This window comes from Streptomyces sp. NPDC058274 (assembly GCF_042881375.1).
GTDB lineage: Bacteria > Actinomycetota > Actinomycetes > Streptomycetales > Streptomycetaceae > Streptomyces.
In genome coordinates, this window is the sequence record NZ_JBHVXW010000012.1 from 1 (window position 1) to 19744 (window position 19744).

The window sequence follows — 19744 nt, forward strand, 5'->3', positions numbered from 1 at the left end:
GCCGACGCCCGCTCGCGTCGGCCGGCCGCTTCCCCCGGGGGTGGCGGTCAGAAGGTCAGTTTCCAGCTGTTGAGCGTGCCCGTGTCCTGCGCCGCGACGTCCTGGACGCGCAGCTTCCAGGTGCCGTTGGCACTCTCGCCCGACGCGTTGACCGTGTAGGTCGTCTTGACGTTCGCCGCGGAGTCCGAGGTGCTGGAGGACTTCAGGCGGTACGTCGAGCCGTCCGGCGCGACCAGGTCGATCACCAGGTCACCGCGGTAGGTGTGGGTGATGTCGACGCCCACCTGAAGGGCGGAGGGCGCGTTGCCGCTGCGGCCGCTGACGGTGATCGGCGACTCGACTGCGGAGCCCGCGTCCGGGACGGCGACAGCGGAGGCGCTGGTGAAGGTGGTGCCGCCGGTCGAACCGCCGGAACCGCTCACCGCCTGCACGGTCTTGGTGGCGTCGGCGAGACCGGCACCGCAGCCGCCCGAGCAACTGCCGGGCAGGGCACGGGCGTTGGCCTTGATCGCCGACTCGATCTGGGCCGGGGTCAGCGACGGGTTCGCCGACTTCATCAGCGCGACCAGGCCCACGATGTGCGGGGTGGCCATGCTGGTGCCCTGGTAGTACGCGTACGACTCCGAGGACGCCGTCTTCGTGCCCGAGTTGAGGGTGGACAGGATGCCGTTGGCGGTACCGGTGCTGGTCTGGCCGCCGGGCGCCGAGATGTCCACGATCGAGCCGTAGTTGGAGTACGAGGCACGGGAGCCGGTGCGGTTGGTCGCGGCGACCGTGATCACGTTGCTGCAGCTCGCCGGGGAGAAACCGGAGGCGTTCGCGTTGTCGTTGCCGGCCGCGACGACGACCGTCGTACCGCGGTTCACCGCCCCGTTGATGGCGGTCTGAGTGGCCGAGGTGCAGGCGCCGGCACCGCCGAGGCTCATGTTGATGACCTTGGCGACGTTCGTGTTGGCCGGGACGCCCGAGACCGTGCCGCCGGATGCCCAGGTGATGGCGTCGATGATGTCGGAGTCGTAGCCGCCGCACTTGCCGAGGACCCGCAGCGGCGAGATCTTCGCTCCGTAGGCGATCCCCGCGACGCCCTTGCCGTTGTTGGTGACGGCAGCGATGGTGCCGGCCACGTGCGTGCCGTGCCAGGAGGAGCCGCTGGAGCCGGTGCCGGCGCCGCACTCGTCGGTCGCGTACCAGTCGCCGGGGTCGGCCGGGTTGCTGTCGCGCCCGTCGCCGTCCACCGAGACCGCGGTGTCGGAGATGAAGTCGTAGCCGCCGACGATGTTGGCCGCGAGGTCGGAGTGCGTGACGTAGCCGGTGTCGATGACGGCCACGGTGACACCGCTGCCGGTGGAGGTGGCCCACGCGCCCGGGACGTTCATGCCCGCCGCGGTCTCGTACAGGTCCCACTGCTTGCCGTACTCGGTGTCGTTCGGGTCCGCCTGCGGCGTGTTGAGCCGGTCCGGTACGACATAGGCGACCTGCGGGTCGGCCCGGTACTCGGCCATCACGTCGGCGACGTCGGCCTTGTTCAGCCGGTCGCCGAGGTCGACCAGGGCGGCGCCGGTGCCCAGGCGTCGCCGGAAGCCGAGGTCCTCGCCGGCCTCCTTGCCCTTGGCCTCGGCATCGGCGGAGGCGGCCTTGTTGGACTTGGCCTCGGCGGCGGTGGCCTTGTAGCCGACGATGAGGCGCTCGGCGGGGGCGGCCGCGGTCTTCACGGCGGGCGCCGTGGTCCCGGACTGCTCGGCGGGGGTCTGGGCGACGGCGACCGAGGTGGCCATTCCGGCCACCAGCGCGGCGGACACCGCGGCGACGGATATCAGCTTCCGTCCGGCGGTGCGGGAGGGGGACGTACGCAAGGGCTTGCCTTTCGTGGCCGGCTCCGGGCAGCGCGGAGCAACGGTCGATTCGCTTCGTCCTCGAAGCGGCGGGGGGTGAATCGAGCAGATGCGCGGCGGCCGGCCGTACGCGAGCCGGGCCCCTCCGGGGATTGCCTGTGGGTCGGCTGTGCTCGAACGATAGGGAGCGGGTGAGTGGGCCGGATACAGGGGAAACCCTCGATCTGGCTGGAAAACACCCTTGGGGTGGGGGCGTGGCGCCCGAGGGGGAGCGGAATGTTCGCTCACGGGTTGCTGACGGAGCCGGGTTTGCTGATTGCCGGGTTGCTGGTTGCCGGCGGAGCCGGCCGGGTTGCTGGTTGCCGTCGACCCGGGTTGCTGATTTGCCCGATACGGCGGGGCCGCCGGGCCCGGGCCGATGAGAAGTTGCCGTACGTGGGCGTCGCGCGCACCGGACGTCGGTGGCGGAGACATCGGTGGCCGCGGCGGGCGTTGGCGGCGACCGGTGGCTCGTTGAACACGCGCCCCCGATTTCCCGTACTGCACAGGGAACAGGGAGCGGTCTCCGTACGCCGGTGGACGACGACCCCGTGCCACGGGGCACCCGCCGAGCCGCGCGTCGGCGTGCCGCGCCGGCCGCCCCTCCGCCTCTCAGCCCCCGTCGCCGCAACAGCCCAAGGAGCCCCACCGGATGACCGCACACCGCACCGCCGCCGCGGCCGCTGTCGCCGTGGCGGCCCCGCTTCTGCTGACGACGTGGGCCGCGGGACCGGCCCAGGCCCACGGCGCGCCGACGGATCCGGTCAGCCGGGTCGTGGCGTGTTCACCGGAGGGCGGGAGCCGGACCGGGTCCGCGGCCTGCAGGGCGGCGATCGCGGCGAACGGCGCCCCCTTCACCGCCTGGGACAACCTCCGGGTCGGCGGGGTGAACGGCCAGGACCGCCGGCTCATCCCCGACGGGCAGCTGTGCAGCGGCGGTCTGCCCGCCTACAAGGGCCTCGACCTCGCCCGCACCGACTGGCCCTCGACCCGCCTGACCCCCGGCGCGCCGCTGACCCTCGCCTACAGCTCGACGATCCCGCACACGGGCACCTTCAAGCTGTTTCTGACGAAGCCTGGTTACGACCCGACGAAGCCCCTGAAGTGGTCCGACCTGCCGACGACACCCTTCGCGACCGCCACCGACCCGTCCTTGGTGAACGGCGCCTACCGCATCAAGGCGAAGCTCCCGGCCGACCGGTCGGGACATCACGTGCTGTACACGATCTGGCAGAACTCCAGTACCGCGGACACGTATTACTCCTGCTCGGACGTGGTGTTCCCGCAGGCCGGGAACGGCTCCGCGACCGGAGCGGGAGCCGGCTCGGACGACGCGGCGGGCGCGGGAGCGGGAGCCGCGGCGGGACGGAGGACACCGACCGCCTCCAAGACGCCCAGCCCGTCGAAGTCTGCAGCGGAGTCCGCGCCGGCCTCTCGTCCGCCGGCCACGCCGACGGCCGACCAGGGCGCCGCGGCCGACCGTTCCGAACCGGTCGCGGACAGCAGCTCCAGCAACTCCGCGGCGCTGCCGCTGATCGCGGGCGGAGCCGCGGCGCTCGCCCTCGCGGCCGGCCTCGCGGTTCGGCTCCGCCGCCGTCCGGGGAGGTAGTCGGGGGCTGCGACCCGGGACGGGGCCGGGGGCTGCGCTGGGCGCCGGGCCGCCGAGGGCGCCGGGACGTGAGCCGGGCTTACGTCGGGTGGGCCGGGCTTACGTCGCGGGGTGAACGGGGCTCGCGTCGCGGCGTAGGGCGGGCTTGCCTCGTGAGGTTGAGGTGGGCCGGGCTGCATCGTGAGGTGGCTGACCCTGGTGCGTGAGGTGGCCCGGACCTCATCGCGAGGTTGACCGGCCCTGCATCGCGAGGTGGCGGCGCCGGACATGGCCCGGTCTCATCAACCGCCGTACAGACAAACCAAGTTGGGCGCGAAGCCGAACACCGCGCGCCCTGCCCGGCGGGGCCCAGAAGGTCGCCGCGGCGATGCTCTGCCGCCGCATCCGTGGCCTCCCGTCCGTGGCCGCCTGTTCCGTGGCCGCCCCGTCCGTGGCCGCCCACAGATCCGCCGCCGTACGGTTCACAGCCGGCCGCGGAGCGCGTCGAGCACCTCCTGAAGGATCTGCGGGTCGGTCGGCCTGGCGGCCGGGACGGGCGCGCGGGTGACGAGTTGTCCGTCGTCGACCAGGTCGGCGACCAGCACCTTCGTGACGCTGACCGGGAGTTCCAGATAATCGGCAGCCTCGGCCACCGACACCGCGCCGCGTCGGCACAGCTCCAGCAGCCCACGCTTCTCCGACCTCGGGCAGGCCGCCGGCGGATCGTCGACGGCGACCAGCAGCGTGTCGGGCTCCAGGGTGTTGCGGGTGGGACGGGCCCGCCCGTCCGTGACCACGTACGTCCGCACCAGCCGCTCCTCGGGGTGGCGCCGGGGCGTCACGGCTTGCCGCCGGTGTCCCGCCGTACGAGTCCGCGGTCGCCCGCGAAGCCGTCGGAGGTGCCTTCCTCGGCCCGCCCCCGACGCAGTCCGAGCGAGAACGCCCGCATACGCCGGGCGTTCTCCTCGGCCGAACGGACGATCGCGCTGTCGGTCCCGGGGGCGGTGCCCGTACCGGATGACTTGGTGCCGTGGCCGGTGACCTTGCCGGTGGGGCACGGCGGTTCGGCGCCCACCGGGGAGCGGGTGTCCGGGCCGGCACCAGCAGCACCGGAGGTCTCCTCCCCGACGGCATCGGTCTTCAGGGCACCCTCCGTCGGCTCGCTCGACTCGCTCGGCTCGCTCGGCTCCACCGGCTCCACCGGCTCGACCGGCATCCGGGGAGCGGGCCGGCCGGGCGACTCGGGCCGCCGCACGGCACTGTCCTGGGGATCGGTCCGTACACCGGACGCAACCCGCCCGGGCGCCCCCGGCCGGTCGGCCTGCGAGGCCCCCTCGGCCTCCTCCGCCTCCACGGTCTCCTCCGCTTCCACGCCCTCCCCGGCCCGCACGGCCGACGGTCTCCGGGGCGTACGGCGGCGTCGACGCGGCAACCCGCCGGTCCCGTCAGCGCCGTCAGCCCCGCCAGTCCCGTCGCTCCCACTCCCCTCGCTCCCCTCGCTCCGCCGGCCCGCCGTACCGTTCCCGCCGGAACCGCCGCCCCCGTCCCCCGGCTCCGGCCCGGCGCCGGAGGCCACGGGCGTGAGGAGCTCCATGGGCAGGAAGACGACGGCGCGGGAACCCCCGTACGGAGACCGGGTGTCCACCGAGACGGCGAACCCGTGGCGTGCGGCGAGTGCGCCGATGACGGCGAGGCCGAAGCGGGGCGGGGCGCCGAGACTGGTGATGTCCACCGGGTGACGGCCGGACAGCACCTCGGCGGCATACGCGGACGCGTCAGCGTCCAGGCCGGGTCCCGCGTCGTCGACCACCACGCAGGCGCCGTTGCGCACCGGCCGGACGTCGACCGTGACCGTCGCGTCCGGCGAGGTGTGGCGTACCGCGTTGTCCAGCAGTTCGGCGAGCGCGAGGACCACCGGGTCCACCGCGCCGCCGAGCACGGTGAGGTCCGCTTCTCCGTTGACCCGGATGCGGCGGTAGTCGCGGATGCGGGACGCGGCGCCGCGTACGACGTCGACCAGCTGGGCCGAGGTGCGCCGTCGCCCCGGCGAGGAGCCGCACAGCACGGCGACGGCCTGGGCCCGCCGGGCGAGCAGGGCGTTCGTGTGGTCGATGTCGAACAGATCGCCCAGGACGTCCGGGTCGTCGTGCCGTTCCTGCATCCGGGCGATGGCTGCCTGCTGCTCGTCGGCGAGCTCCCGCACCGGGCGCAACGCCCCGATGAGAGCGGCCCGCGCGGAACGGCCGGCCCGGACCTGCGCATCCTCCACGACATCGGAGAACCGCTCCAGTACGCCGTCGAGACACTTCGCGAAGCCGGAATCGGCCAGACGCGCGTCCAGCAAGCCGGTGTCGAGGAAGGGAAGGGCACGGTCGAAGGGAACGTCACGGACGAGGGATCCGGAACTGTCGAAGGGAACGTCACGGTCGAGGGATCCGGCACGGCCGAAGGGAACGTCACGGTCGAAGAGAACGTGGCGGTCGAGGGATCCGGCACGGATGAGGGATCCGGCACAGCCGACGGGGCCGCCGCCGTCACGTGCCGACGGAAGCCGCACGTCCTCCAGCCGCGGCAACCGCACCGAGACGAGGTGCCGTACCTCTTCCTCCCACGCCCGCAACCGCGCCGCGAGTTGGGCGTTGCGGTCGCGCTGGAGGGTGATGACTCCGCGTTGTCCGATCAGCAGGACGACCAGGGCGAGCAGGCCGACCGCCAGGACCCAGCACACCGCGTCCGCTGTCCCTTCGGGCATGGATGGCATGGATCCCTCCGCGGCAACGTGCTCGGCCCCGTTCTCGGTGACACGCCATCAACTACGTACGCGGAACGTCAGTTACTCACCGCTCGCCCCCGGACGGCCCCGCGCCGCGCGCTCTCAGGGAGCCGACCGGGAGGTCACCGTGAAGCGGGCCCCGTCGGGGTCACTGAGGACGGCCTCCGCCTGGTCGGGGGCGCGTTTGAGGAGATCGCCCCCGTGGGCGAGCGCGGCCCGGACGCAGGCGTCCACGTCGGAGACCGCGAAGTGGACCTGCCAGTGCGGCCTGATCGTCGGGTCGGGCGCCGCCTCCACCGCGCCGGAGTGGATCCGGGCCACCACGTCACCCCGGCTGCGCAGGACGACTTCGTCCCCGTCGTAGAGGACCTCGCAGCACCCGGCGAGGGGAGACGCCCACTGCAGGACCTCGCCGTAGAAGATCGCGGCGTCGAAGGCGTTGCGCGTGTGCAGCCGTACGAAGGCCGGCGCCGCCTGGCGCCAGCGTTCCCAGCCGGCCGGCAGCTCGCCCTCCCAGAGGCCGAAGACCGCTCCGTCGCGGTCGGCCATCAGGGCGGCCCGGCCGGGCGGGAAGGCGATCGGGCCCACCGCGGTCGTCCCGCCGCGCTCCTGGCTGCGGGAGACGGCCTCGTCCGCGTCGGACACCGCGAAATACGAGGTCCAGGCGACGGCCATCTGCCAGGTGGCGGCCACCTCGGCGGCACCGGCGACCGGTACGCCGTCCGCATGGGCGATCCTGAACTGGTCGCCGAGCCCGCCCCGGCGCCACTCCCAGCCCAGCACGGCCCGGTAGAAGGCCTCCGCGCCCCGCAGGTCGCGCGCGGTCAGACTGACCCAGCACGGCGCGCCGAACACCGAGGAACTGGAAATGACCTCGCCGTGAAGCGTTCTGTCGCTCTGCATCGCCGTACCGTCCCGGTCCCACCGCGCACCGGGCCGGCGACCGCACCGGGAACCGTCCCGGACACGGTGCCGCCCGGCGGCGGCCGACCTCTGCCCGCGCCTGAACCGCACTCCCGTCGGCCCCAGCATCTCCCGCCCCGCCACCCCGCGCACCGTAGGCGGCCCAGACGGGTCCCCACCCCCCGATCCCACCGCCCTGACCTGCGGCTGGACGGGTCACGGGGGCGGGGGAGGCGGCGGGCTCAGCGCGGGTAGGCGGCGCTGTCCGGCCGCGCTCCGGGGATCCCGCCGGAGCCGAGGCGCTCGAAGCGTTCCTGGACGTTGGCGGCGAACTGCTGCTGGTCGGCTCCGGGGTACGCCTGGCCGGTGATGTTCATGGCCACGGTCAGGACCCCGCTGATCGGTGCCCCGGGCGAGGTGCGCACGGGGGTGCACAGGAAGCTGAAGTCCTGGGGCGCGTGGAAGTCGTACGTGGTGAGCGTCGCCCGGGGCAGCGTGGCGGCCTGGCCGGAGTGGAATGCGTCGTCCATCGCGTTGAAGACGCCGACGGCCTCCAGACCGGGCAGCGCCATGCGTCCGGGGCTGAACTGCGCGGCCATCCCGAAGGCGGCCCCCTGCTTGCCGTTGGCGTAGCGCAGCAGGTGGTTCGCCCCCTCGGTGAGCATGATGGGGAAGGGGGCGCCGTCGAACACGGCGAACAGCTCCTGCTGTTGGGCGAGCAGGCTGTCGCGCAGCTTGAAGTCGGCCAGCAGCGTCTCCGTCAACTCCTGCATGCCTTCGCGGAGTTTGCGGTCCCAGGTGCGCGGCACCATGTCGGCCACGCACACAGTGCCGAGAATCATGCCCGTGTTGTCGCGCAGCGGTGTGCCCAGATAGGAGCGCACACCCATGTCGTTGACCAGCGGGTTGCCCTTGAACCTGGGGTAGTCGAAGACGTCGTCCAGGGCGAGTTGGGACCCCTGGGCCACCACGTGGGGGCAGAAGCCGTAGTCGCCGGGGGCTTCGCGGGCGACGCTGCTCAGGTCGAAGACGATGCCACCCCCCGTGGCGTTCGACCGGTCGTCGGGCGAGGACGGCGGCACGTACATGCCGCGGAACATCTGCCGCTCGTCGTTGATGAAGTTGACCATGGCCAAAGGTGATTGGGTGAAGCTGGCGGCAAGCCGGGCGACGCGGTCGAAAGTCTCCTCCGCGTCAACGCTGTTGAGGCCGAGAACCTGCAGTCGAAGCCTGCGTTGTTCGCCCGCGAGTCGGGCCTGATCGGATGACAGGGGATCCATGAAGTCAGATGAAATCAGAATCCGAGCCTCCGTGGCTCGTCCCTCAGGGTAATTTCGCCATCACTCACCACACTCGCAACACCCTCGCGGTCAGCGGCAAGGCGCTCCGCGGCCACCCTGTCCCGTTCGTGGTCACGTGTACCCAACCTGGGAATCTGTCCAAATAATCTCAGGTTTCAACCTCGGCCGATCACTTCCCGCCAAACCTTCCCTCAGGAACGGGCAGAAACGATTCCGCATACGACAATCGTGCGGTGGGCCGGTTTACGACGATGGCGCGTGCGAGTTGACGGGCCGTCGGACGAAGGCCCGTGCGCAAGGACCGGTACGGGGCTGCGAGAGAGGGCACAGCGGCGTGGGTCAGGTGGGGTTCGAGCCGCGGGCATCCCGTCACGGGCGCGGGCGACAGGCTGTTGTCGGCCGACGTGTCATGCACGATTTCACGCCACGACCGACGACCGCGCGATCGGCGCCGCCCACGGCGACCTGGTGCCACTTCCCCAGCGACCGTCCGCCGACCCGGTCGGGGACGACACCTCACACCGCCTGCTTGAACGACGAGCCCGGTACGACGACGTCCAGGGCTCCGCTCACCTCGTAACCCGTCCGCATCCGGCCGAACCGCCGGCTTTCCGTGCGCCTGCGGCAGGACGGAGGGCCCGCCGGCGTCCGGGGCGATCCCCCACAGGAGCGCCGCACACCCGGGTGAGACCAGGCAAGTGCCAGGGAACAAGGTCAACTCGCCGTTGACGCACGGCCATCGGGAAGTATCAGAAGGAGAGTTCTCATGAGCAGGTCGGACGTGGACGCACGGTCGGTGGCGGTGATCGGCATGGCCTGCCGGCTGCCCGGCGCGTCGGGGGCCGATGAACTGTGGGAGCTGCTGAGAAACGGCATCGACGCCACGAGCGTGACTCCACCTGAACGTTACGACGTGGACGCGCTGTACTCCCCCGAGCCCGGACCGGGTCGCATCGGCAGTCGCCGGGCGGGCTATGTGGACCAAGTGGCCGAGTTCGACGCCGAGTTCTTCGGGATGTCCGCCACGGAGGCGGTCGAACTGGACCCGCAGCAGCGGCTGTTGCTGATGACGGCCTGGGACGCACTGGAGGACGCCGGGCAACGCCCCGACTTCCTGGCCGGCAGCCGCGCCGGAGTCTTCGTCGGCAACGCCCGGGCGGACTACCTCGAGTTGACGTTCCGTCAGGGCCTGGAGGCCGTGACCGCCTCCCAGTTCAACAACTTCCGTTCCCTGATACCCGCTCGCCTCTCTCATGTCCTGGACTTCCGCGGCCCCTGCGAACTCGTGGACACGGCCTGCTCCTCCTCGCTGGTGGCCGTGCACCGTGCGGTCCAGAGCCTGCGAGCGCGAGAGAGCCGCCTGACGCTGGCCGCCGGGGTGAACCTCAAGCTCCGCCCGGACGAGGGCGTCATGATGACGCAGGCGGGCACCCTGGCCGCGGACGGCCGCAGCAGATTCGGCGATGCGAGTGCCGACGGACACGCACCGAGTGACGCGGTGGCCGTCGTCGTCCTCAAACCGCTGGCCGACGCCCTCGCCGACGGGGACCGCGTCCGCGCGGTGATCCAGGGCAGCGCGGTCGGCAACGACGGCCGCACCAGCGACTCGGTGCTCAACCCGTCCCTGACCGGTCAGATCGAGGTGCTGCGCTGGGCCTACGAGGACGCCGGGGTCCGGCCGTCCGACGTGGACTACGTCGAGGCACACGGCGCCGGCTCCCCCGCACTCGATCCGCTGGAGCTGCGCGCGCTGGGCCAGGTCCTGGGCGAGGGACGGCCCGCGGACCGGCCGCTGCTCGTCGGTTCGGTCAAGACCAACATCGGGCACGCCGAAGCCGCCGGCGGTCTCGCCGGACTGATCAAGACGGTGCTGTGCCTGGAGCACGGCCAAGTCCCGGCCAGTCTCCACTTCGAGACGCCGACCCCCCAAGTCGCCTGGGACGAGCTGCCGTTGACGGTGCCGGAGAAGATGCACGATCTGCCCGACCTCGGCCGGCCCAGCCTGGCGGGAGTCTCCGGCCAGGGATCCTCCGCCCTGAACGCACACGTGGTGATCCGTCAGGCCGACCCCGTCGACGCGGCGCCCGAGCCGGCACCGAGCGGAACACCGTACGTACTGGTGCTCTCCGCCCGATCCCCCGCCGCCCTGGACGCCCTGGCGCACTCGTACACCGAGTATCTCGGCCCCGACGGCCCCGGAGCCGCGCACCCGCTGCGCGACATCTGCTTCAGCGCGGCGGTCCGCCGTCAGCACCACGCGCACCGCCGGGCCGTCGTCGGCGCGTCCCACGAGGAGCTGGCCGCGGCGCTGCGCGGGGCGGCCTCACCGAAGCTGAAGCGGGAGTGGAAGGAGCGCGGGCTGCTGCTCGCCGCGGTCGCCGACCGCTACCGCGAGGGCCAACTGGTCGACTGGGAAGAGGTGTTCGGGAGGCCCGGCCGCTTCGTGCCGCTGCCCCGCTATCCCTGGCAGACCAGGCGCTACTGGCCCGGCGAGGAACAGGGCGACAGCCGCGGTGACCTGGCGGCCTGGGTACTGCGCGAGCACGCCCGCACCCGTTTCGACGACGGCTCCACCCTCACCGAGATCGGCATCGACTCGCTGGCGAGGCTGCGGATCGTGGTGGAGCTGAACAAGCGGTCGGGCGGTGACATCGACCCCGAGGAGTTCGGCCGGCTGCGCACGGTGGGCGAGCTGCGTCAGTGGACCCGCACGCTGGAGGCCACGGCCCGATGAGCGATCCGCAGAGCGTGTACGCGTGGTTCGCCCGCTCGGCCGCCGCGTTCACCGACCACGCGGCGCTGGAAGTGGGCGACGAGCGGCTGACCTACGGCGAGCTGCGCGATCTGGCCGAACGGCTCGCCGCTCGGCTCGCCACGGCCTGCGCCGGCACCCCGCCCAGACGCGTCGGCCTCCTGACGGGCCGCTCCGTGACCGCGTACGCCGGCTATCTCGCCGTCCTGCGGGCCGGCGCGACCGTCGTCCCCCTCAACCCGGAACACCCGCACGCCCGTACCGCCCGGATCGTCGAGGCCGCCGGGCTCGACCTGATCCTCACCGACACACCGGGCGCGGGCGACGGCCTGGGCGTTCCCGAACTCGCCTGGCCGCCATCGGAGTCGGCGGCACCGGTGAGCGGACCGGCACCCGATCTGCCGCACCCGGAAGCCGCTCCGGACGACATCGCGTACATCATCTTCACGTCCGGATCGACCGGCACCCCCAAGGGCGTACCGATCCTGCACCGCAATCTCTCCGCCTACCTCGGCCATGTGGCGTCCCGCTACGAGATAGGCCCGGGAAGCCGGCTGTCGGGCACCTTCGACCTCACCTTCGACGGCTCGGTGCACGACCTGTTCGTCACCTGGGCGGCCGGGGGCACGCTCGTGGTACCGATGCGCAGTCAGCTCCTGTCGCCGGTGAAGACCATCAACAGCCTGCGGCTCACCCACTGGTTCTCGGTGCCGTCCCTGATCTCCTTCGCCTCCCGGCTCGGCACGCTGGCGCCCGGCAGCATGCCGACGCTGCGGTGGAGTGTGTTCGGCGGCGAACCGCTGACGCTGGCGGCGGCCCGGGAGTGGCAGGCGGCCGCCCCCGGCAGCGCGCTGGAGGTTCTGTACGGCCCGACGGAACTGACCATCTCCTGCACGGCGTACCGGCTGCCGCCGGATCCGGCGCAGTGGCCCGACACCCCCAACGGCACCGCTCCCATCGGGAGTTGCTATCCCACGCTGGACTTCCTGCTGCTCGACGAGGACGGCCGCCAGGCCGACAGCGGCGAACTGTGCGTCCGTGGCCCGCAGCGCTTCCCCGGCTACGTGGACGCGGCGAACAACGCCGGCCGCTTTCTGGACCCTGATCCCCAGGCCGCCCAGGAGCCGGAAGGGAAAGGGGCGTTGACTGATCAGCATTGGTACCGCACCGGGGACCGGGTTGCCCTGCGGGACGGCCGGCTGGTCCATCTCGGGCGGACCGACCAGCAGGTGAAGATCCGCGGCCACCGGATCGAACTCGGGGAGATCGAGGCGATGCTGAGAGAGCAGACAGGTGTCCGTGACGCGATCGTCCTCGCGGTGCCGGCGGCCGACGGCGAACCCGAGCTGCGGGCAGCGGTCAGCGGCACGGGGTGCGTCTCCGAGCGGCTGTACTCCGCCCTGGGGAGCCGCCTTCCGCCGTACATGCTGCCGCGCCGGATCTCCGTACTCGACCAGCTGCCGCTCAATCCCAACGGCAAGATCGACCGGCGGGCCCTGCTCACCGAACTCAGCCGCTCCCGCTGAGCGGACGGCCCCGCTCCCGGCCGGCTCCCGGCGGGCACAACACCCCACTCCCCGACGTCTGTTGTGAGGCACCTCATGTTCGACGCCATCGTGGTCGGCTCACGCTGCGCCGGTGCGCCCACCGCCATGCTGCTCGCCCGCTCGGGGTACCGGGTGCTCCTGCTCGACCGGGGCGCGTTCCCCTCCGACACCCTCTCCACCCATCTGATCCACCAGCCGGGCGTGGCCACGCTCGCCCGCTGGGGCCTGCTGGAGGCCGTACGGGCATCGGGCTGCCCGCCCCTGGACCACGCGGTCTACGAGGTGGCGGACATCCGCCTCGAAGGCTGCGCCCGGGGCGTGGAGGGACAGCGCGCCGGGTACGCCCCCCGCCGCCATGTCCTGGACGCGATCCTGGTGGAGTCGGCCGCGGCCGAGCCGGGCGTCGAGTTCCGCGACCACTGCCTGGTGACGGGCCTGCTGCGCGACGGCGCCGGACGCGTCGTCGGCGTCGAGGGCCGGCACGAGGGCCGTACGTTCACCGAACGCGCCCGCCTGGTGATCGGCGCGGACGGCATGCGCTCCACGGTCGCCCGGCTCGCCGAGGCGCCGTACACGGTCCAGGACTCCAGGCTGACCTGCGCCTACTACACCTACTGGCAGGACGTGCCGGCCACACTGGAGCTGTACGAGAGGGCGGGCAGCTGGGTGGCGGCCGTCGCCACCCACGACGACGCGACGCTCGTCCTCGCCTACTTCCCGCAGTCCCGCTTCGAAGAGGTCCGGGTCGACGCCCGGCCCGCCTACCTGGAGCAGATCCGCACGACCGCCCCCGCCCTGTACGAGCGGCTCCAGGGCGACCGGCGCAGCGAACGCCTGCGCGGCACGGGCGACCAGCGGAACTTCTTCCGTCAGGCGACCGGCCCCGGCTGGGCGCTGGTGGGTGACGCCGGACACCACAAGGACTCCATCACCGCCCGCGGAATCAGCGATGCCTTCCTCCAGGCCGAGATGCTCGTACGGCGGGTCGCGCAGGACCTGGACGGCGATCCGGCCCGGCTCGACGAGGCGCTGCGGGACTACGCCCTGGAACGGGACCGCGTGCTCACCCCCGGTTACGAGGCCACGCTGGGAGTCGCCCGGCTGGCGCCGCACGAACAGCGTCTTTCCCTGCTGCGTGCCGTGGGGACCGACCCGGAACTCACCTCGATCTACTTCGACATGGTCGCCGGAATCGGCTCCGCGGGTGCCCTGTACACCCCGAAACTCCTGGCCCTCCTGTGAGCTCCCGTCAACTCCTTTGAGCCCTGCGGCAGTTGCGCGGTCAGGTGCTGACGGTGCGCGATGATCCTGATACGGTTCAACCGATCGCCGACTTTTGATCACGGTGAGTCAAGGCGCCGCGCCGGGGGGAAGTCAGGCATTTCGTACCGTCCGTTACCGCTGTCAATGTTCCGCTGCCGTACGAGGAATCAGATGTCAGGCACCCGCGACCGGCGGACACGTCATCGGTCCGCCCCGCGCAGATCTCTCCGGTTCTCGTTCGTGCTGCCGTACGTCGTCCCCGCGGTGTTCCTCACCGGACTGTGGGGCTACACGGCCGCCGAACTGATCGACGAACAGCTCCAGTTGCACGAGGACGCTGATCGGGCCACGTCCGTCGCGCAGCCCGCGCAGGGCGTCATGTCCCGGCTGCAGGACGAGCGCCGGCTCACCGCCGTCTGGCAGGCCACCCACACCGGCCCGGCCCGTACGGCGCTGGACGACGCCCGCAAGGAGACGGACGCCGCGGTCAAGAAGCTCCGCGGCAACTCCTCCGCCAGGCCGGGCACTTCGACCCCCCGGGCCCAGAAGCTCCACGACGCGCTGCGTGCCCTGCCGACCCGTCGTGAGGCGATCGACGGTCGTACCCTCGGCGTCGACGACACCTTCCTGTACTTCACCAACACCATCACGGACAGCACCGATCTGCTCACGTCGGCCCTGCGCAGCGACGACGGGAGCCTCGCGCGCTCCGGCGCCGCCGCCACCTCCGTGATCCAGCTGACCGAGATGCTCTCGCGCCAGGACGCCCTGCTCTCCGGCGCCCTGCAGTCGCACCGGATGAGCGACGCCACCCGGACCCGGTTCGCCCAGTATCTGGCGATCCAGCGGCAGATCCGCGCAGGCCTCGACACCCGGGATCTCGCCGGCGCCGAAGCCACCTCCTACACACGGATCACCGACAGCGCGCAGTGGACGTCGGTGGGGTCGGTCGAGGACGCGGTGGCGGCGGCCCGGGACACCTCCGTGCCCAAGCAGGCCTCGGCCTGGCCGGACGCCGCCGGCACCGTCGTGGGCGACCTTCAGGGGCTGGGCTCGGACGCCCTGGACACTCTGGCCGGCAACGCCGACGACCGGGCCGGCGAGCTGCTGCTTGAGCTGCTCCTGGGCACGGCCGCGACGGTGGCCGCGCTGGCGGCCGGCGCGGTGCTGGCCCGGCGCGGCCGGAAGTCCACGGTCGGCCGCCTCAACGACCTGCAGCGCAAGACCGAGGATCTGGCCGGCGCCTGGCTGCCGCAGCTGCTGGACCGAATAGGCCGGGGCGAGCGGATCGACCCCGAGGCGCTCGCTCCGCACCGCCACCACGCCACCGACGAGGTGGAGAGGCTCGGCTCGGCCATCGACCACCTGGCCCGGGTCGCCGCCGACACCGCCGTACGGCAGTCGCTCGGCCGCGAGGGCACCGAGAAGGTCTTCGCGCAGCTCATCCGCCGTACACAGGTCCTGGTCCACCGTCTCATCTCGCTCCTGGACGACCTGGAGCGCAAGCACGAGGACTCGGACCTGCTGAAGGACATCTTCAAGGTCGATCACCTCGCCACCCGTGTGCGGCGGCACGCGGAGAACCTGGTGATCCTCAGCGGTTCCCCGCCCAGCCGCCGGATGACGGCTCCCGTCTCGATCACCGACGTGATGCGCAGCGCCGTCGCGGAGACGGAGCAGTACACCCGGGTCAAGGTGAAGAACCTGCCGGCGGACCGGCGTCTCGCCCTCAGTGGCCGGGCCGTCGCGGACGTCACCCACCTGATCGCGGAACTCGTCGAGAACGGCACCAGTTTCTCCCCGCCGGACACCCAGGTGTTCGTCAGCGCGACGAAGGTCGCCAAGGGGCTCGCGGTCCATGTCGAGGACCACGGTCTCGGCATGCCCGAAGACCACCGCGACCGCGCGAACCAGCTGCTCGCCCATCCGCCGAAGCTCGACATGACGGCCCTCGGTGAGGACCCGCGCCTCGGCCACTTCGTGGTGGCCCGGCTCGCCGAGCGCCACGGCATCAGGGTGGAGCTGCGCGAGTCCGTCTACGGCGGGACGCTCGTCGTCGTACTGCTGCCGGCCGCCCTGCTCGAAGAGCACGAGTCGCCGGTCCTCGATCAGCTCAAGTCCGCGGCCGCGGCGAGCGGTCGGGCGGCGGTCGCCGGGGCGGACAGCTCCGAGACCGCCGCGGGTGTCCTGGTCGGCGCCGGGGTGGGAGCCTCGGCAGGCGCCGGACTGAGCGCGTCAAAAGCCGGGGCGGACATCTTCGGACGTACCCAACTGGGAGACCACAGCGGATTCCCGGAGTACGGCGGCGCGGGTCTGCTGCCCGCGGCGGCCGGGCATCCGGCGCCGCGGTCCGCCGCGAACTCCCCGGCCACCACGGGGTGGACGCCCGCCCAGGAGCGTCCCGCGTCCCACGTCGCGGCCGACCCGGGCCGGCCCGGGTCGGACCCGCGCACCGAGCGGCCCGGAGCCGGATACGCCGGTCCCGCGGCCGATCAGGCAGGTGCACGAGCCGGATACGCAGGTTCCCCGGCCGACGCGCCGGGTCCACGAGCCGGGTACGGCGGTCCGGCAGCCGACCGGCCGGGGGCACACGGCGGACACACCGGCACCACGACCGGATCACCCGATCCGGCAGCCGGGCGTCCGCGCCCCGGCGGATCCTCGGGCCAGGGAAGCGGCACCACGCGTCCCGCCCCCGTGACGGACCGGAACGCGCAGGACGCTTCGGGCCCGCTGACGACCCCCCGGGTCCTTCCGCAGCGGACCCGGGGAGCGAGCCTCGCGCAGCAGTTGCGCAAGGAGGCCGCAGAGGCACAGACATCGAAACAGCAGGACGACCGGGGCGAGAGCGGCGCCATCTCCCCCGACCAGTCGGCTCGCGCCATGATCGCCATCCAGCAGGGGCTGAAGCGGGCCCGGATCGCCGATGCCGAAGACTCGGCCGGTACGGACGGACAGCAGGCGCAGTCGCGCGGCCCCGGCGCCAACTAACTGTGAGGAACATTCAGTAATGACTGAGCAGGTACAACCCGGCCCCCAGCTGGACTGGCTCCTGGACGGACTCGTGGACCAGATCCCTGAGATCCGCTGTGCCATCGTGCTGTCCGGGGACGGCCTCCTCATCGGCAAGTCGAAGGACCTCCGCCGGGACGACGCCGAGCACCTGTCCGCCGTCGGCTCGGGTATGCACAGCCTCGCCAGGGGCGTCGCGCGGCACTTCAACGGAGGAGAGGTCCAGCAGACGGTCATCCAGATGGACAAGGCGTTTCTCTTCGTCACCGCCGCGGGCAGCGGTGCACGGCTGGCGGCGATCGCCTCCGAGGAGGTGGACGTCGGGATGATGGCGTTCGAGATGGGCACGCTCGTGAAGCAGGTCGGCAAGTACCTCAGTGCCGCTCCTCGCATACAGGGCCCGCCCGGCAGTCCCGTTCAGGATGCCTGAGCCGGACTGGCTCGACGGTGAGCAGGCCGGACGCCATGTCCGGCCGTACGCCATCACCGGCGGACGAACCCGCCACAGTCAGCACAACTTCTCGCTGATCACGCTGGTCGTCGCGCTCTCCCCCGACCCCGACGAGACCGACCACGAACCGCTGGAGCCCGAGGAGGCCCACATCCTGGCCCTGTGCCGGGACAGGGCCTTGGCGATCGCCGAGATCGCCGGCCGTCTCGATCTGCCGGTGAGCGTCGTGAAGATCCTCTGCGGGGACCTGCTCAACGCCTCGTTGATCCTCGTCCAGGCGCCGCCCGGACAGGAGGAGCAGGCGAGTGTGGAAACCATCGAAAGGGTGATGGATGCTATCCGTCAGCTCTGAGCCCGTCATGCCGACCGCGTTGAAGATCCTCATCGCGGGCGGATTCGGCGTGGGCAAGACCACCATGGTGGGCTCGGTGAGCGAAGTGCCGCCGCTGGAGACGGAGGAGCGCCTCACCGAGGCGAGCCTGGGGATCGACGACCTGTCGGGGGTGGAGACCAAGCGCTCGACGACGGTCGCGATGGACTTCGGGCGCATCACGATCGCTCCCGAGCTGGTGCTCTATCTCTTCGGCACGCCCGGCCAGGACCGCTTCTGGTTCATGTGGGACGACCTGGCCCTCGGCGCGCTGGGCGCGGTCGTCCTCGCGGACACCCGCCGCCTCGACGCCTCCTTCGCCTCGGTCGACTTCTTCGAGGCGCGCGGCATCCCCTTCGCGGTGGGCGTCAACTGTTTCGACGGCCGTCGCGACTGCACGGCCGACCAGGTCCGCAAGGCCCTCGCCCTCGACCCCACCACCCCGGTCGTCCTGTGCGACGTCCGCGAACGCCGCTCCAGCAAGGAGGTGCTCCTCGCCGTGCTGGAAGCGGCCCGGACGCAGGCGGCGGCGCGGCTGGCCACGACGGGCGGCCACTGAACGGACCGGCCGGCACGGTGGACCGCTCCGCCGCCTCCTGGCCCACGGGAGGTTGGCGGCGGTCCGCTTCCGGCCGCCCCGCACCCCTCACCCCGACATCGCCCTCATCAGCCCCCTGAGCCGCGCCCCGTCGAGTTCGTTGTCCTCGCGCAGTGCGGTCAGGGTCCGGCGGATCAGGTCGGGTGAGGGGTTGGTGCCGAGGAAGTCGCGGCTGGGCTGCGGGCCCCACTGGACCAGGCCGGAGGCGGACATGGCGGCCCACCCGGGGGGCACGGAGCAGTCGAACAGGTCGCCGTCGGTGAAGTGCTCCAGCAGGAAGCGGTCGGGATCGCGCCAGTAGTCGAAGATCTGGCTGCCCTGCACATGGCGGCCCACACCCCACGAGCGCCGGTAGCCGCGCTCGGCGAGGTATTCGCCGCCGGCGGCGAGGGCGTCGAGATCGGCGACCTGGTAGGCGGAGTGGACGTATCCCCGGTGCGGGCCCAGGTGCAGGGCGACCGTGTGGTGGTCGGCCGGTTCAGCGCCGCGGTCGCAGCGCATGAAGACCATGGTCGGGCCGCGCCCGCGCTCGCCGTCCAGGAAGAGGAAGTCGCTGACGATCAGGCCGAGATGCTCCAGATACCAGTTCAGGGCGCTGCCGAAGACGGGACTGGAGAGGACCACATGGCCCAGGCGCTGCACACGAGCGGGCTCCCGCGGCGCACGCTGGGTGATGTTGATACGCGGCACGGCGTGACCCGAGTTCACCAACAGGGGCTGCTGACACGGCAGTTCGGCGTACTCCTCCACCGAGTGGATGACCCGCACCGGAAGCCCGGAGGGATCGGTGAGGTCGACGGCGAGCCCGCCCCCGTACCCGGTGATCTTCCGTACGGTCCGTCCGGTGCGGGCCGCGAGCCGGTCCAGGTCGGCGGCGTCGGCGGCCTGGAAGACCGGGCCGAGAAAGCGGGAGCCAGGCCCGCGGCGGATGACCAGGCAGTGGGTGCCCGTCCAACTGCCGCGCAGGTAGAGGGCGTCGGGCTCGCGGTGGGCGACGAGGAAGCCGAAGTCGCGCGCGAAGATCTCCGCCCGGTCCAGGTCGGGTTTCGTGAACTCCAGCCACGCCAGGTCTCTGACCTTGACGACGGGATTGCGGGCCCGTCCGGGGTGCTCGCCGCGCCGGGCACCCTGTTCGCTGTGCAGACCGCGGTGCGGGTCGTGGTCCCGGACGGGCTGTGCCGAGTCGTCGTACGCCATGGGCGTCCGTTCGCTGTGCAGTCCGCGGTGCGGGTCGTGGTCCCGGACGGGCTGTGCCGAGTCGTCGTACGCCATTGCTGTGCTCCTCGCAGAGGGTGGCCGCGGTGCCGAGGCGGGT

The 19744-nt window shown here is 72.1% G+C and carries 14 protein-coding genes; 8 read left to right on the plus strand and 6 right to left on the minus strand.

Annotated features, from left to right (window positions below):
- Nucleotides 1-47 precede the first annotated feature (47 nt).
- Complete coding sequence (locus tag ACFVYF_RS23070) at nt 48-1853, minus strand: S8 family serine peptidase (RefSeq protein ID WP_389458054.1); 1806 nt, start codon at nt 1851-1853, stop codon at nt 48-50.
- 670 nt (nt 1854-2523) lie between these two features.
- Here ACFVYF_RS23070 and ACFVYF_RS23075 point away from each other — a divergent pair.
- The gene (locus ACFVYF_RS23075) at nt 2524-3480 is read left to right on the plus strand and encodes a lytic polysaccharide monooxygenase (protein ID WP_389458056.1); all 957 of its coding nucleotides are present in this window, start codon (nt 2524-2526) and stop codon (nt 3478-3480) included.
- A 461-nt stretch (nt 3481-3941) separates the two neighbouring features.
- Here the strand turns inward: ACFVYF_RS23075 and ACFVYF_RS23080 are convergent, their stop codons facing one another.
- The 4 genes from ACFVYF_RS23080 to ACFVYF_RS23095 all read right to left on the minus strand — a co-directional run bounded on the left by ACFVYF_RS23080 (nt 3942) and on the right by ACFVYF_RS23095 (nt 8415).
- Nucleotides 3942-4268: a DUF742 domain-containing protein gene (locus ACFVYF_RS23080; protein WP_389458058.1), complete on the minus strand. Its 327-nt coding sequence runs from the start codon at nt 4266-4268 to the stop codon at nt 3942-3944.
- Between the two features lie 29 nt (nt 4269-4297).
- Nucleotides 4298-6211, minus strand: a complete 1914-nt coding sequence (locus tag ACFVYF_RS23085) for an ATP-binding protein (RefSeq protein ID WP_389458059.1) — start codon at nt 6209-6211, stop codon at nt 4298-4300.
- A 123-nt stretch (nt 6212-6334) separates the two neighbouring features.
- A complete protein-coding gene (locus tag ACFVYF_RS23090) occupies nt 6335-7135 on the minus strand; it encodes a VOC family protein (protein ID WP_389458061.1) in 801 nt (266 codons plus the stop codon).
- Between the two features lie 242 nt (nt 7136-7377).
- Nucleotides 7378-8415, minus strand: a complete 1038-nt coding sequence (locus ACFVYF_RS23095) for a GAF domain-containing protein (RefSeq protein WP_389458063.1) — start codon at nt 8413-8415, stop codon at nt 7378-7380.
- Nucleotides 8416-9202: 787 nt separating this feature from the next.
- On the opposite strand from ACFVYF_RS23095, the gene ACFVYF_RS23100 reads away from it, so the two are divergent.
- The 7 genes from ACFVYF_RS23100 to ACFVYF_RS23130 all read left to right on the plus strand — a co-directional run bounded on the left by ACFVYF_RS23100 (nt 9203) and on the right by ACFVYF_RS23130 (nt 18390).
- A complete protein-coding gene (locus ACFVYF_RS23100) occupies nt 9203-11170 on the plus strand; it encodes a beta-ketoacyl synthase N-terminal-like domain-containing protein (RefSeq protein WP_389458065.1) in 1968 nt (655 codons plus the stop codon).
- Nucleotides 11167-12714, plus strand: coding sequence for an amino acid adenylation domain-containing protein (locus tag ACFVYF_RS23105; protein WP_389458067.1), 1548 nt, complete (start codon nt 11167-11169; stop codon nt 12712-12714). Before ACFVYF_RS23100 ends, ACFVYF_RS23105 begins: the two co-directional genes overlap by 4 nt.
- A gap of 75 nt (nt 12715-12789) precedes the next feature.
- Nucleotides 12790-13977, plus strand: coding sequence for an NAD(P)/FAD-dependent oxidoreductase (locus ACFVYF_RS23110; RefSeq protein ID WP_389458069.1), 1188 nt, complete (start codon nt 12790-12792; stop codon nt 13975-13977).
- A 192-nt stretch (nt 13978-14169) separates the two neighbouring features.
- Nucleotides 14170-16989: a nitrate- and nitrite sensing domain-containing protein gene (locus ACFVYF_RS23115; protein WP_389458071.1), complete on the plus strand. Its 2820-nt coding sequence runs from the start codon at nt 14170-14172 to the stop codon at nt 16987-16989.
- A 19-nt stretch (nt 16990-17008) separates the two neighbouring features.
- A complete protein-coding gene (locus tag ACFVYF_RS23120; RefSeq protein ID WP_389458073.1) occupies nt 17009-17440 on the plus strand; it encodes a roadblock/LC7 domain-containing protein in 432 nt (143 codons plus the stop codon).
- A complete protein-coding gene (locus ACFVYF_RS23125; RefSeq protein ID WP_383285733.1) occupies nt 17433-17813 on the plus strand; it encodes a DUF742 domain-containing protein in 381 nt (126 codons plus the stop codon). The genes ACFVYF_RS23120 and ACFVYF_RS23125 overlap by 8 nt, the downstream gene beginning before the upstream one ends.
- Complete coding sequence (locus ACFVYF_RS23130) at nt 17794-18390, plus strand: ATP/GTP-binding protein (protein WP_389458075.1); 597 nt, start codon at nt 17794-17796, stop codon at nt 18388-18390. Before ACFVYF_RS23125 ends, ACFVYF_RS23130 begins: the two co-directional genes overlap by 20 nt.
- 87 nt (nt 18391-18477) lie before the next feature.
- Here ACFVYF_RS23130 and ACFVYF_RS23135 read toward each other — a convergent pair whose 3' ends face one another.
- Nucleotides 18478-19626, minus strand: coding sequence for a VOC family protein (locus tag ACFVYF_RS23135; protein WP_389458335.1), 1149 nt, complete (start codon nt 19624-19626; stop codon nt 18478-18480).
- Between the last annotated feature and the right edge of the window lie 118 nt (nt 19627-19744).

Bases quoted from the DNA above. Each gene is read 5' to 3' on its own strand.
- ACFVYF_RS23085 (WP_389458059.1), bottom strand. From the start codon at position 6,211: ATGCCCGAAGGGACAGCGGACGCGGTGTGCTGGGTCCTGGCGGTCGGC.
- ACFVYF_RS23120 (WP_389458073.1), top strand. From the start codon at position 17,009: ATGACTGAGCAGGTACAACCCGGCCCCCAGCTGGACTGGCTCCTGGAC.
- ACFVYF_RS23125 (WP_383285733.1), top strand. From the start codon at position 17,433: ATGCCTGAGCCGGACTGGCTCGACGGTGAGCAGGCCGGACGCCATGTC.
- ACFVYF_RS23100 (WP_389458065.1), top strand. From the start codon at position 9,203: ATGAGCAGGTCGGACGTGGACGCACGGTCGGTGGCGGTGATCGGCATG.
- ACFVYF_RS23130 (WP_389458075.1), top strand. From the start codon at position 17,794: ATGCTATCCGTCAGCTCTGAGCCCGTCATGCCGACCGCGTTGAAGATC.
- ACFVYF_RS23110 (WP_389458069.1), top strand. From the start codon at position 12,790: ATGTTCGACGCCATCGTGGTCGGCTCACGCTGCGCCGGTGCGCCCACC.
- ACFVYF_RS23090 (WP_389458061.1), bottom strand. From the start codon at position 7,135: ATGCAGAGCGACAGAACGCTTCACGGCGAGGTCATTTCCAGTTCCTCG.
- ACFVYF_RS23095 (WP_389458063.1), bottom strand. From the start codon at position 8,415: ATGGATCCCCTGTCATCCGATCAGGCCCGACTCGCGGGCGAACAACGC.
- ACFVYF_RS23105 (WP_389458067.1), top strand. From the start codon at position 11,167: ATGAGCGATCCGCAGAGCGTGTACGCGTGGTTCGCCCGCTCGGCCGCC.
- ACFVYF_RS23135 (WP_389458335.1), bottom strand. From the start codon at position 19,626: ATGGCGTACGACGACTCGGCACAGCCCGTCCGGGACCACGACCCGCAC.
- ACFVYF_RS23115 (WP_389458071.1), top strand. From the start codon at position 14,170: ATGTCAGGCACCCGCGACCGGCGGACACGTCATCGGTCCGCCCCGCGC.
- ACFVYF_RS23075 (WP_389458056.1), top strand. From the start codon at position 2,524: ATGACCGCACACCGCACCGCCGCCGCGGCCGCTGTCGCCGTGGCGGCC.